10 protein-coding genes and 1 CRISPR repeat array (1 of these 11 running past the window's edge) are annotated in these 13,417 nt (G+C 39.5%); of the genes, 2 read left to right on the top strand and 8 right to left on the bottom strand.

All coding sequences use genetic code 11. The features are described 5' to 3' along the window. Positions 1-65 precede the first annotated feature (65 nt). Positions 66-437, top strand: coding sequence for a heat shock protein transcriptional repressor HspR (locus tag QOL23_RS01460; RefSeq protein WP_283399805.1), 372 nt, complete (start codon positions 66-68; stop codon positions 435-437). 21 nt (positions 438-458) lie between these two features. After that, complete coding sequence (locus QOL23_RS01455) at positions 459-3,011, top strand: ATP-dependent Clp protease ATP-binding subunit (protein WP_283399804.1); 2,553 nt, start codon at positions 459-461, stop codon at positions 3,009-3,011. A 48-nt stretch (positions 3,012-3,059) separates the two neighbouring features. On the opposite strand, the gene QOL23_RS01450 is transcribed toward QOL23_RS01455, so the two are convergent. The 8 genes from QOL23_RS01450 to QOL23_RS01415 are packed head-to-tail and all read right to left on the bottom strand — an operon-like array spanning position 3,060 to position 12,372. Then, positions 3,060-4,280, bottom strand: a complete 1,221-nt coding sequence (locus QOL23_RS01450) for an EAL domain-containing protein (protein WP_283399803.1) — start codon at positions 4,278-4,280, stop codon at positions 3,060-3,062. Beyond that, positions 4,274-5,482 carry a tryptophan synthase subunit beta gene (gene trpB, locus QOL23_RS01445; RefSeq protein ID WP_283399802.1) on the bottom strand — a complete coding sequence of 403 codons (1,209 nt, stop codon included), beginning with the start codon at positions 5,480-5,482 and terminating at the stop codon, positions 4,274-4,276. The genes QOL23_RS01450 and trpB overlap by 7 nt, the downstream gene beginning before the upstream one ends. A gap of 14 nt (positions 5,483-5,496) precedes the next feature. Further along, complete coding sequence (locus QOL23_RS01440; RefSeq protein WP_283399801.1) at positions 5,497-6,291, bottom strand: GltB/FmdC/FwdC-like GXGXG domain-containing protein; 795 nt, start codon at positions 6,289-6,291, stop codon at positions 5,497-5,499. A gap of 16 nt (positions 6,292-6,307) precedes the next feature. Beyond that, complete coding sequence (locus tag QOL23_RS01435; protein ID WP_283399800.1) at positions 6,308-7,432, bottom strand: class II glutamine amidotransferase; 1,125 nt, start codon at positions 7,430-7,432, stop codon at positions 6,308-6,310. Further along, positions 7,432-8,721 (bottom strand): NAD(P)/FAD-dependent oxidoreductase, encoded by a 1,290-nt coding sequence (locus tag QOL23_RS01430; RefSeq protein WP_283399799.1) that lies wholly within the window; start codon positions 8,719-8,721, stop codon positions 7,432-7,434. Before QOL23_RS01430 ends, QOL23_RS01435 begins: the two co-directional genes overlap by 1 nt. Positions 8,722-8,739: 18 nt before the next feature. Next, positions 8,740-9,192: a 4Fe-4S dicluster domain-containing protein gene (locus QOL23_RS01425; RefSeq protein WP_283399798.1), complete on the bottom strand. Its 453-nt coding sequence runs from the start codon at positions 9,190-9,192 to the stop codon at positions 8,740-8,742. Positions 9,193-9,202: 10 nt separating this feature from the next. Further along, positions 9,203-10,720 (bottom strand): glutamate synthase-related protein, encoded by a 1,518-nt coding sequence (locus QOL23_RS01420; protein WP_283399797.1) that lies wholly within the window; start codon positions 10,718-10,720, stop codon positions 9,203-9,205. Positions 10,721-10,776: 56 nt separating this feature from the next. Then, positions 10,777-12,372, bottom strand: coding sequence for a chloride channel protein (locus QOL23_RS01415; protein WP_283399796.1), 1,596 nt, complete (start codon positions 12,370-12,372; stop codon positions 10,777-10,779). 172 nt (positions 12,373-12,544) lie between these two features. Next, a CRISPR array of direct repeats spans positions 12,545-13,417; the repeat unit is 35 nt; unit sequence GTCGCAATCCCTTCCATTTTTCAGGGCATTTCAAC; it runs 25 nt beyond the window's last position.

Here is a 13,417-nt window from a genome sequence, read left to right as displayed (position 1 = left end):
TAGGATAGTTGACAAAAACTTTTTAGTGTCTAAATTGAATAACAAGATAAAAGGAGGAACGGGCGGTGATAGATAAAGACACACCAGTCTATATGATAAGCATTGTTGCAAAAATTGCCGGTGTTCATCCTCAAACTTTACGTTTTTACGAGAATGAAGGACTTATAAAACCTTCAAGGACGGAAGGGAGGACAAGGCTCTATTCTGAAAGAGATTTAATGAGGGTAAAAAGAATTGTATCTCTTACGCGAGAAAGAGGAGTTAATGTGGCGGGGACTCATCTCATTTTACGTTTGGAAGATGACATAGAGAAGCTTTTTAAAGCTTTGGCGGAACATTTGGATGATACAACCAAAGAGATGCTTGTTTCTTTATTGAAAGAGTTAACCTTTGAAGAGCTTGATGCTCTTAAACTTGTTGAAATTCTTGAAAGATAAAAACTTTTATAGGAGGTAATGATGAACATTTGGGACATTTTGAGTGGAAGAGCGAAGGATGCGATACTCCTTTCTCAGGAGATAGCAAGGCAGCTTGGAGAAAGATACGTAGATACAGAACATCTCCTTTTGGCAATGGTTGAACTTCCAGGTTCACCTATATTGGACGTTTTCACTCTTGCAGGTTTTGACCCAGTAAGGGCAAAGAAATTTATAAGAGAACAGGTTGATAGAGTTGGACGCCTTGGTATACCGTCTTCCTATACAGGGTACGAAGAAATCTACATAACCCCAACTTTAAAAAGAGTGTTTGATGCAGCAATTGATATTGCAAGGCAGATGAAAGCAAGAAATGTTGACCTTGAACATTTATTCCTTGCATTCTACGAAGTTCCAGAAAGTATGGCTTACAGAATTCTTCTTAAGTTAGGTCTTGAGAAGGAAGATGCTTTAAAAGCTGTTAAAAAGTATAGAGAAGGTAAGGCTAAACTTTCAAGAGATATTTCTGCAAAAGCGAAGAAGGCTGGCAAGCAGCTTCCTGAAGTTTTAAGGAAATTTGGCATAGACCTTACAGGTCTTGCTGAAGAAGGTAAACTTGACCCTGTAATTGACAGAGAAAATGAGATTAAAAGAGTTATTCAAATTCTCTCCAGAAGAACGAAGAATAACCCTGTTCTTGTAGGACCTGCTGGTGTTGGAAAAACGGCTATTGTTGAGGGAGTTGCTCAAAAGATAGCTAATGGCGAAGTTCCTGATGAACTTAAAGATAAAAGAATAGTCGCTCTTGATATGGCGGCTCTGGTAGCAGGAACTAAATATCGTGGTGAGTTTGAAGAAAGATTAAAGCAAGTTTTAGATGCTATTAAAGAGGAAGGAAATATTATCCTGTTTATTGACGAACTTCATACTGTTGTTGGTGCTGGTGCAGCGGAAGGTTCTATGGATGCAGCTAACATAATGAAACCAGCTTTGGCAAGAGGTGAATTTAGAGTAATCGGTGCTACAACTGTAGATGAATTCAGGAAGTATATAGAGAAAGACCCTGCACTTGAGAGAAGATTTGCTCCAGTTTGGGTTGATGAGCCAGATATAGAAACTGCTATTCTCATGCTTAAAGGTTTGAGACCGAAACTTGAAGAGCACCATAAAGTTAAGATTACTGATGATGCTATTGAAGCAGCTGTAAAACTTTCTAAGAAGTATATTCAAGGAAGGTATTTACCTGATAAGGCTATAGATGTTCTTGATGAAGCTTGTGCAAGGAAGAAGATAGAAGCTACTTATACTTCTCCAGAACTTGCTGAATTGAAGGAGAAACTACACAATTTAAGAGCAGAGTTAGATGAAGCTGTTAAGAAAGAAGAATTTGATAAAGCGGCTAAGTTGAAGAAGGAGATTAAAGAAATAGAGGAACGTATTAAGGAACTTGAAGAGAAACAAGAAAAGAGTAAAGAACAGGGAGAGAATGTTCCTGTAGTTACTGCTGAAGATATAGCTGAAGTTATCTCTGAAATGACGGGTATTCCTGCATCTAAGCTTCAAGAGGAAGAAATTCAGAAACTTCTCAGAATGGAAAAAGAGTTACATAAGAGGGTAATTGGTCAGGAGAGAGCTATTAAAGCTATCTCCGAAGCTATTAGACGTGCAAGGGCTGGTTTACAACCTCCAAATAGACCTCTTGGAAGTTTCTTGTTCTTAGGTCCTACGGGTGTGGGTAAGACAGAATTAGCTAAAGCGTTGGCAGAATACTTGTTTGGAGATGAAAGTGCGATTATTAGACTTGACATGTCTGAATATATGGAGAAGCATGCCGTTTCTAAGTTGATTGGTGCACCTCCAGGATATGTAGGTTATGAAGAAGGTGGTCAGCTTACAGAAGCTGTTAGAAGGAAGCCTTATAGCGTAATTCTTCTTGATGAGATAGAAAAGGCACATCCTGATGTGTTTAATATCTTGCTTCAGATTCTTGATGATGGAAGGCTTACAGATGCTAAAGGAAGAACAGTTGACTTTAGCAATACTGTGATAATTATGACAAGTAACGTTGGTTCTGAAAAGCTTATGAATCTGTCCAAAGAGGAGTTTGAGAAGAATTACGACAAAATTAAAGAGCAAATAATGGAAGAGCTTAAGAGAAGGTTTAGACCAGAGTTCTTGAACAGGATAGATGAAATAATTATTTTCCATCCTCTTAGTGAAGTTGAAATTAAGGAAATTGTTGACCTGTTAATTTCTAAGCTTAATAAGAGATTGGAGGAAAGAGGAATTAAGGTAGAGCTTACAGAAGAGGCTAAGAGCGAACTTGCTAAGAGAGGTTACGTTCCAGAATTTGGTGCAAGACCTCTCAGAAGAACTATACAGAGAGAGATTGAAACTCCGTTGTCTGTTAAGATTCTTGAAGGTAGCGTTAAGGATGGTGATACTGTGAAGGTGGATTACGATAAGGAGAAGGGAGAGTTTACCTTTGAAGTAAAGTCTGAATTACCTCCAAAGGAAGCAGAAATAAAAACTGCTGATGAGCAACAGGATTCTGAAAAAAAGGATTCAAACGGTGAAGATAAGAAAAGTGAGTAGTTTGGATTGTTGAATCTTCAAAAGCCCTCCTTCCGGAGGGCTTTTTTTCTATTTTATATTGATTTTTACTTCCATTGGTTCAGGAGATGGTTTACCTATAAACCACCCTTGTCCTAAAGATACTCCTACATCTTTCATAACTTGGTAAGTTTCTTCATCTTCTATAAATTCTGCTAATGTTCTCAAGTTATGAACTTTTGCTACATCTACTATAGTTTTGACAATACTAAGGTCTTTTATGTTATTTTTCGCGTTTTTAATGAATGCTCCATCTATTTTTACTACATCGGCAGGAAATTTTTTAAGGTACATAAAGTTTGAATAACCTGCTCCGAAGTCGTCTACGGCAATGCCTGCTTTGAATTCTTTGAACATTGTGAAAATGCTTATGGCTGTCTTTTCTTGAAGTAGTTTCTGGGATTCCGTAATTTCAAAAATTACGTTGGAAAGGTCAAGAGAATATTTTCTTGCTATTTCAAAGATGGTGTTTAGCTCTTTAAAGAAATATTTCATAGAAAGGTTGAAAAACAGTTTATATTCCCCGAAAAATTTAATCGCATTGAGAAATAAAATTTTATCTATCTCAGGAGTTAGTGCTAATGAGTCAGCTACTAAAAATACATAGTCACCACTTAAAACTTCAGTGTCTAAAAAAATCCTTGAAAGGACTTCATATCCAAAAATCCTCCCCGTCCTCAACGAAACAATCGGTTGAAAATAGGGTTTTATACTTTTTTTCTTAATAGCTTGGACTAACTTATATCTAACTTCCTTAAATTTCTCCATATCGTAAGCTGCGAAGTTTTCATAGAAAGTAATCATATTTTTACCTGCAGATTTTGCAGAGAATAGAGCATTTTCGGCTTGACTGAAAATAACTTCTCCTTTTCCCCTACCTCCGCTAACTCCGCCGCTTATAGTTAATCTTATAAAGTCGTTGCCCTTTTTAAATTCAAGTAATTTAAGGTATCTATTGAAAAGCTCCTCTATTCTGACTTTTGGTATCTCATCAAAAATAATGACTCCGAATTGGTCAGCCCCGGTTCTTGCTATAGTAAAGTTTGAAGAGTAAAGCTTGAAAGCTTTTTGGATTTGTAGAGCTACTGCTTTAAGAATTTTGTCTCCTACAGTATATCCATGGGTAAAGTTAACAAACTTAAAATCATCAATGTCAAAAAGACATATGGTAAAAGATTGCTCTATGGGAATTTTTGACAAGTGCTCAAAGAATGTTTTCCTTGATAAGAGCCCTGTCAGCTCATCTACCATATACGTAAGTCCTTTTGTTCCTCTAATATCTCTTTTACCTGGTTGACGTCTTTATCGCCTCTTCCTGATAGGTTTATTACTACTAACTTATCTTTTAGATTATCTGCGTTTTTGAGTACCCATGCTATTGCATGTGAGCTTTCAAGGGCTGGAATTATACCCTCTGTTCTTGAAAATATTTGAAAAGCCTTTAGAGCTTCTTCATCTGTTACTGCATCGTATTTTGCTCTTTTAATTTCGAAGAGATAAGAGTGTTCTGGACCTACACCTGGATAATCCAATCCTGCAGAAATGGAGTGAGTAGGAGTTACTTGCCCATCTTCTGTTTGCAGTAAGTAAGATTTCGCCCCATGAAAGACGCCAACTTTACCTTTGCAGATTGTTGCAGCGTGTTTATCTGTATCAAGTCCATATCCACCTGCTTCTACTCCCACTAATTCAACGTTTTCATCTTCTATAAAAGGATAAAAAATCCCCATCGCATTACTTCCACCACCAACGCACGCCACAATTACGTCAGGCAATCTACCTTCAGCCTCCAGAATCTGTTCTTTAGTTTCTCTTCCTATTACGCTCTGAAAATCCCTGACAATCATCGGATAAGGGTGTGGTCCTACAACAGAACCTATTATGTAATGAGTCGTTCTAACGTTTGTTACCCAGTCTCTTATTGCTTCGTTAACAGCATCCTTTAACGTTCTGCTCCCGCTTTTAACAACCTCAACTTTTGCTCCTAACAGTTCCATTCTGAAGACGTTAAGAGCTTGCCTGCGAACGTCTTCTTCACCCATGTAAACGATACATTCAAGTCCTAAAAATGCGCAGGCGGTAGCTGTTGCAACGCCATGCTGTCCTGCTCCAGTCTCTGCAATTATCCTCTTTTTACCCATACGTTTGGCAAGCAACGCCTGCCCTAAAGCGTTATTTATCTTATGTGCGCCTGTATGATTAAGGTCTTCTCTTTTTAGGTAAATTTTTATTCCATTTCCCAAATATTCGGAAAGCCTTTTGGCGTATTGAAGTGATGTAGGTCTTCCTACGTATTCTTTCAGTAACTTTCCGAACTCTTCCTGGAAACTTCTATCTTTCTTTATTTCTTGGTAAGCTTCTTCAAGTTCAGAAAGTGCAGCCATTAGCGTTTCAGGAACGTATTTGCCGCCGTAAATTCCATATTTGCCTTTTTCGTCAGGATATCTATACAAGGTTTCCTCCGAATTTACTTGATAACGCCGCTCGCTATACCCCACCTGTGGGCGTACATTCTTCCATAAGGTCTTGCACTTACAGGAACAATCTTGGTGAACGGTTCAGACATAATTTCTTCAACAGGAATATTAAACGCTTCAGAGAATCCCTTCAATTCTTCCCTTAAAATCTTTTCGTCCTCTTCTGTTGTTTCAAATACTTTTACTTCTTTTCCTAAAAATCTTTGAGGAACTTCACCTCTTACGTACATCACGCCACCGTGCATACCTGTTGCACAGTAGTCACCTACTATATCTTCTCCACTTTTTCTATCTAAACCTAACAGTATCAATCTTCCGCCTGCCATATATTCGCCAAAAAAGTTTCCTGCCTTTCCGCCTACTATAAATGTGGGCACTAAGTTCTTGTAACCCTTCATGTGAATTCCAACTCTATATCCTACGTCTCCCTCTATGTAAACTTTTCCGCCTCTCATACCGTATCCGCAAACATCTCCTGCGTGTCCCCTGACAATTATTTTTCCTTCTCTCATTGTATTTCCAACGCCATCTTGAGCGTTACCGAAAACTTCTATTTCTGGACCATAAAGGAATATTCCCAAATCGTTTCCTGCTGTTCCGTATATTTCAATTTTAATTTTCTGTTTAATTCCTGTTCCTATGTATCTTTGTCCGTAAACTTCTCTTAATATCACTTTCTCGGCGCCGTTATCTGCCAATTCCTTAATCTTTTCATTTAAGGTTTTATAATGAACCGTTCCGCATGTAATCTCGTAGACCTTCTCTGAAATCTGCCTGACTTCCATTTTCTACTCCTTTTCCTTAATTTCCAGGATAACAAACTTCTTCCTCTGTGCAGTGGTTCATTAACGCTATAACTGGTTCACCGGCTTTAGGCATCCATACTTTTTCAGGTTCCGGACATATAACTCTTATAGCAGATTCCTCACTTGCCATGTAAACGGTATCGCCGTTCACTGCTGCAACGAAAGGTCTTAGCTTGATTCTATCGTTAAATCCAATTACTCCGTCTTTAAAGGCAAATAGCATGGCAAAAGGTCCGTTAAGCATGGCAGGAGCGTAGACAGTTCTTATCATTTTCGCCATTTCGTAAACTTTATCAAGTCCAACTTCTTTGTAGTGTTCAATATCTTTCCAGAAAGGTGCAGCCATAGCCATAAATACGGCTCTTATAGGAAGTCTGTGTTTTCTGAATAAAAGGTCAAACAGATATGCTGCAACTTCTGTATCAGTTAAAAGGGTACATTTGTATCCAAACATTTCAACGTAGCGTTTGTTGGTTCCGTAAGATGTTATTTCTCCGTTGTGAACTATTGCCCAGTCAAGCAGCGTAAAAGGATGCGCACCTCCCCACCATCCCGGCGTGTTTGTCGGGAATCTCGTATGTGCAAGCCAGATATAACCTTCATATTCCTTTATTTCAAAAAAATCCCCGATTTCATCTGGATGTCCTACACCTTTAAAAGCGCCCATATTTTTACCGCTTGATATTACGTAAGCGCCGTCAATACCATCATTAATGGTCATTACCGCCCTTACAACTAAATCTTCTTCAGTTTCCATTGGAAGCTTTGCATCTTCTCTTGGTTCAACGAAGTATCTATAGAAAATAGGTGGTTTTGTCTTTTTGTATAGAGAAGGAACGCTTTTTGTAGGAATCATTTCACTTTTTACTATTCTGAAGAACCTGTTTAAAACGGCGTTAACTTCAGATTCGTAATCCAAATCATCTAACATTACGTGAAAAGCGTAATATTCCGTCATTTCAGGATATATACCGTAGGCAGCGTAACCTGCTCCCATTCCGTTTCCGCGTTCTTTCATAGACGTTATGGAGTCATATATGAACTTCCCGCTTATTTTTGTTCCATCTCTGTTTATTATCCCAGCTAAGCCGCATCCAGACATTTCACTGTAGTGAGTCATTACACAGCCCTCCAATCCTTATAAGCCGTTTTGTCTTCAACCAACTTTTCTTTTCTCCACCATTCTGGTAAGTCAACAAGACCAAAATCAAGTGATACCAACCTATCTTTTACGTTTGATACATCTATTTTCTGTCTTATCACGTTTGTCAAAATTCCCACTCTGTCTATTTCGCCGATTGCTATGTAGCCGATTAACTTTTCATCTTTAACGATAGCCTTCCTGTAATAGCCCTTACTATCAAACTTGTCGTTAACTAATACTTCACACGTATCGTCAATAGGCTCTACTACTCCGGCGTTAAGAACAGGAACTGGGAGAAACTTTAAAGAGTTTAGAGGGATACCACCTAAATATTTCATATTTTTACCTGCCATGTTGAGACCTGCCACAAGTCCCTGCTCAAATGCTAACGGGAACAGAGGAATGGGTTTTCTTTGACCATCAATAATGTCAATGCATTCTATACAATCTCCGGCAGCATATATATCAGGAACGTTTGTTTCCATGAAGTCGTTTGTAATGATACCTCTATTTATCTCAATTCCCGCCGTTTCAGCCAATTCTGTATTGGGTCTTACACCTATTGCAACAACAACAGCACCGCAGGTTAAAGCTTTTCCACTTTTAAGTTCTACACCTGCTACCTGCTTCTCTCCCAATATTTTTTCTACAGTGTCGTTGAAAATGAATTCAACTCCTTTTTCTTTTAACATTTCTTCAACTATTGTTGAGCCTCTCTTATCTAAAGCTTTTGCCAATACTCTGTCTAAAAGTTCTACAACTGTTACCTTTATCCCTATTTCTGCTAAAAAGTAAGCCACTTCAAGCCCTATGAAACCTGAACCTATTACAACGACTTCTTCTATTTCGTTCTCTTTTATATAGTTTTTAAAATTGATAGCAGATGAAAGTTCAGTGAAGGTAAAAACGCCTTTTTTATCACTTCCCTCTATTGGAGGAACGAAAGGCTTTCCGCCTGTTGCGATTAGGAGTTTATCGTAAGTTATTTCTTCGCCCGTTTCCAACATAACTTTTTTATTCTGACCATCAACGCTAATAGCCTTTTTCCCTAATATTTGTTCTACTTTATTTTTTTCAAAAAATGTTTTGTCTCTGTAAATAAGCTTTTCTTCAGGAAAATCCACCAACACATCCGCAATCATCGGCTTTGAATAACACTTGTCTTCGTAAGAGATAACAACAATCTCACCTTCCTTGTCTGCTTTTCTTATCCCCGTTATGCATCCAACTGCCGCAGCACTGTTACCAATTATCACGTAACGCATTTTCTCTGTTCCTCCAGTTTACCTTTCGTAATCGTAAACTAACGCTCTGTTTGGACAAGCTTCTACACACGCAGGAAAACCTCTATCTTCACAAAGGTCGCATTTGAAAGAATGCTTCCTTTCAACAAACGGATGTGCAGCACCAAACGGGCACACTAAAACGCAGTTCCAGCAACCAACGCATTTTTCTTCATCAAGTAAAACTTTCCCACCTTTTCCAATCGTGATGGCGCCAGAAATGCACGCATCAAAACAGAAAGGATGTTTACAGTGCCTGCACATTACAGAAAGAGAAACTGCTCCTTTTACCTCTACTGCCGGTCTTGGCTTTAAACCTTCAAGTTTGTAGGCTTTCACAGGGTCCTGCGTCTGGCTGTGAACCATGGTGCAGGCAACTTCACAATACCTGCAGGATATACAGTTTTCTTCTATTGGATAAACTTTCATAAGGTTTCTCTTTTTCTTTGCCATCGCTCCTCTCCTACATTCCTGCTGGTAGAACGCCTAAAATTTTGTTTTCCTGTTCTGTAAGACCCCAGCTACGAAGTCTCAGACGGTTTCCTTTGATGGATTCAATAGCGTTAATACCCATTGCACCCAACAGCTCTTTAATGTCGTGTGCCCAGGCTCTCAACAGGTTGTAAAGGTTTTCAGCAACTATATCGGGGTTGAGTCTTTTAGCTAATTTTGGGTCGTTAGTTGTTATTCCCCATGCACACTTACCGGTGTGACACTGCTGACACTGCGTGCAACCTGCTGCAATCTTTGCAACTGTTCCAACGTAAATTGCGTCCGCTCCTAAGGCTATTGCTTTTAAAACGTCAACGGCGCTTCTAAATCCGCCTGCGGCAATTAAGGAAACTTCGTTTCTTAAACCTTCTTTTCTGAGTCTATCGTCAACTGCAGCTATTGCTAATTCAATAGGGATACCAACGTGGTCTCTTAAAGCTTTTGGCGTTGCACCTGTTCCGCCGCGAACTCCATCAATTACTATTGCATCTGCTCCTGCATGGGCGATACCGCAGGCAATTGCTGCCACATTATGAACTGCTGCTATTTTCACAAATACAGGTTTTTCATATCTTGTTGCTTCCTTTAAGGCGTAAATGAGCTGTCTTAAGTCTTCAATGGAATAGATATCGTGGTGCGGTGCAGGAGATATGGCATCTGAACCTACCGGAATCATACGCGTTTCAGCAATTCCTTCTGTAACTTTTTCGCCCGGCAGGTGACCACCAATTCCCGGCTTTGCTCCCTGTCCTATTTTAATTTCTATTGCAGCAGAAGTCTCAAGGTAGTCAAGGTCAACGCCAAATCTACCAGAAGCAACCTGAACAATCGTGCAGTCTTTATATTCTCTTAACGATTTATGAAGACCACCTTCACCTGTATTCCAGTAAGTTCCAAACTCTTTAGCAGCTCTTGCCATTGCCTTTTGAAGATTTAAGTTGATTGAACCGTAAGACATTGCTGAGAAAAGGACAGGTATTTCAAGTTCCAACTGCTTTCCTATTGTTGTTTTGATGCTTACTCTATCCTCTTCAAACTCTAAGCTGTCCGTTTTTCTTCCTATAAAAGTTTTGAGTTCCATAGGTTCTCTTAAGGGGTCAATTGGAGGGTTTGTTACCTGACAGGCATCTAAAAGCAGGTGGTCAAAATAGTTTCTTATAGGTTTGTCGTTTCCGGTTGATGTGAGAATTACGGCACCTGTTAGCATTTGAACGTGAACGTCGCGAATTGCTTCTTCTGTCCAGTTTGCATCTGGATGGAAGGTAGAAGGGTTTTTAACTACCTTTATTGCATCGGTAGGACAGAATGCTTCGCATCTTTTGCAGTTAACGCAGTTTTCATTATGGTTCATTATTTTGTCTAAATCCTCGTCGTAATAGGTGGCACCGAAAGAGCACTGGTCAACGCAGGATTTACAACGAATACACTTATAATCATCTCTTAGAACCATAAAAGGATAAAACGCTACTTGAGGTTTCTTAAAAAGCATACTATCACCCCCAAAAGTGGTGAGAGTAATTTTACAAAAAGTTTTTTAAATTGGTGTTAAAAAGAGAGGAATCTTAAGAATTCGTCAACATCAAACATGCCCACGTAATTACCCTTTTCATCTACAACGGGGATAAGGTTTGTTTCAAGGAGAGCAAGAGCTTTAAGGATATCTTCAAAAGAGGCGTTCAAAGGTAGTGCGAACGGGTCGGGAGTCATTATGTCTCTTACTTTTAAGTTTTTCGCTTCAAATAAAGCGCTGATTCGGATATCCCTCAGAGAAACTATTCCGATTAAGTGGTTGTCGTGTGGTGATTTAACAACGGGAAGATATCTCCATTTCTCTTTCAGCAGTCTTTCCTGAGCTACCGAAATATGGGTATTTTCATAGAGTGGATGAATAAGTTTTAAAAACTGACTAATGTTGAAGTCCTTTAACTTCTTAATTGTGAGGATGTTTTCAACATCTATTCCTTTGTTTAAAAGAGCTCTTTTGAGGAAGCTTATTTCTCCTTCAACGTTTAGCAGGTATTTTGTCATTATGGAAGCTAACAGTATAGGAACCACCAATTGATAACTGTGGGTTAGCTCTATGATTATCAGAGAAGAACGGAAAGGTGCTCTGGATATTCCTGAAAGAACAGAAGCTGAACCTATAAGAGCAAAAACAGCAGGATTAACAGAAGGGTCAATTAGTTTAAAAAGCTCTCCTGCGGAAAATCCCCCAAACGCCCCCAAAAATATAGATGGAGACATTAAACCGCCAAAAATCCCCGCTCCAAACGCCAGGATAACCGCAAAAAACTTAGCTAAAAATATCTGAAAGCTCAAGAACGGAGGAATCTGTCCGCTTAGGAGTTTTGTTATCTGTTCATACCCTACTCCAGCTGCTTCCGGGAAGAAGAAAAGAACTATTCCCACAACAATTCCGTAAATAAAAACAAATTTTCCCCAGTGATGTCTGAATGCATATCTCAAATGGGAGAAGAAATCAAAGAATATCCAGAAAAATAGTGGTATCAACGACAATAGAAGAACAGCTATTGGCAGGAAAATTATCTCTGCATTAGAAAAGTTTAGGTGAGGAACGGTAAAAGCAGCAAAGTCTCCAAAAGCTTCCTGCGAAACTATAGCTGCGATAGAGGATGAAACCACCAGGGGTATGAGAATGTAGCTGTTTATCTTGCCTAAAACTATTTCTGTTCCAAATAGTATCGCCGCTATTGGTGCGTTGAAGGTGGCAGAGATGGCAGAAGAAACGCCGCAGGTTAGGTATATAGGCAGATGTAATCTGTCTGTTTTAATAATTTTCATTAGTAATTCAGAAGTAACGCCGCCTAACTTTGCAATTGGTCCTTCCCTTCCTACCGGAACGCCAGCGCCTATGTTAAAAGAGGTTGTTCCTAAAACTGCCAAACCTTTTTTGAGGTCAAATCCTCCCTTTTTCAAAGAAATTCTTTTGGCTACTTCGTCTATTGTTACATCTTCAGGAGAGATAACGAACAGCTTTGAGATTTTGTAAGTAATAAGAAAAACTACTGGGATTATTATTGGAAATAAATAGTGGTACTGCTGAAACGGAGAAACGGTTGTAAACAAGTTGTGGAAAAAAGAGATAGCTTTCCTGAAGACTATTGCCGAGACCCCTCCCAACAGTCCGATAATTGTTGGAATAACAAAAAAGTGTATTAGCTGATTTTTATATTTTCTTAAACTGTTCATATTAGAAGAATTATAACATGGCGAGGTGAATTATCCCTTCCACTTTTCAGGGCAAGCAATAGTGAGGGGGGAACAGGTTCCCCCCTTAAACTCCCCCCTTGAAAAAAACATCCCTTCCATTTTTCAGGGCATTTCAACATCTTATATTGGAGGCGAATAATGAACTTTGGAGAATTCCTTGTTGTCGCAATCCCTTCCATTTTTCAGGGCATTTCAACAAACAAAAAAAACTAACTGAAAGGAGGGTAGAGATGAGAGTCGCAATCCCTTCCATTTTTCAGGGCATTTCAACACGCACTTCGGAGGAAAGAAAGAACTGCGGGGGAAGTAGTGTCGCAATCCCTTCCATTTTTCAGGGCATTTCAACCGGCGTAACTGCTGGCTTGAGGTGGTAAGAAAGCTGCACAGGGAGGGCGTCGCAATCCCTTCCATTTTTCAGGGCATTTCAACGGGGGTCTCTCGGAGTTTCTGAAGGACTACTAATAAGTACTCCCGTGTCGCAATCCCTTCCATTTTTCAGGGCATTTCAACAAAGAATAGTTATCATCATCAGAAAAATCCCCAGAGGGAGTTCTATTGTCGCAATCCCTTCCATTTTTCAGGGCATTTCAACACGCCGCAGCAGCAGCAACTGCTGAACGAACTGCTGAAGAAACTCGTCGCAATCCCTTCCATTTTTCAGGGCATTTCAACTGAGGGATGAGGAGGACTTAGACCTTTTATTGCTTTTCTGGACTCTGGCGAAAGTGTCGCAATCCCTTCCATTTTTCAGGGCATTTCAACGTGCGGACAGGCCTCTCAGGTACGATTATTTTGCCGGAGAGTTGTCGCAATCCCTTCCATTTTTCAGGGCATTTCAACAAGAGTGGTGAGAAACCTTGCCGCTCTCAGTTGTCGCAATCCCTTCCATTTTTCAGGGCATTTCAACCAGGACTTTTCCTGAACGTCCAAAACAAATCACGGGAGGTCGCAATCC

Source organism: Desulfurobacterium pacificum (assembly GCF_900182835.1).
In the GTDB taxonomy this organism is placed as follows: domain Bacteria; phylum Aquificota; class Aquificia; order Desulfurobacteriales; family Desulfurobacteriaceae; genus Desulfurobacterium_B; species Desulfurobacterium_B pacificum.
Note: the sequence above shows the minus strand (reverse complement) of the source record. Positions and strands in the feature narration are given on the sequence as shown.

Coding starts and splice junctions, on each gene's coding strand:
- QOL23_RS01455 (WP_283399804.1), top strand. CDS start 459: ATGAACATTTGGGACATTTTGAGTGGAAGAGCGAAGGATGCGATACTC.
- QOL23_RS01450 (WP_283399803.1), bottom strand. CDS start 4,280: ATGGTAGATGAGCTGACAGGGCTCTTATCAAGGAAAACATTCTTTGAG.
- QOL23_RS01440 (WP_283399801.1), bottom strand. CDS start 6,291: ATGGAAGTCAGGCAGATTTCAGAGAAGGTCTACGAGATTACATGCGGA.
- QOL23_RS01435 (WP_283399800.1), bottom strand. CDS start 7,432: ATGACTCACTACAGTGAAATGTCTGGATGCGGCTTAGCTGGGATAATA.
- QOL23_RS01430 (WP_283399799.1), bottom strand. CDS start 8,721: ATGCGTTACGTGATAATTGGTAACAGTGCTGCGGCAGTTGGATGCATA.
- QOL23_RS01425 (WP_283399798.1), bottom strand. CDS start 9,192: ATGGCAAAGAAAAAGAGAAACCTTATGAAAGTTTATCCAATAGAAGAA.
- QOL23_RS01420 (WP_283399797.1), bottom strand. CDS start 10,720: ATGCTTTTTAAGAAACCTCAAGTAGCGTTTTATCCTTTTATGGTTCTA.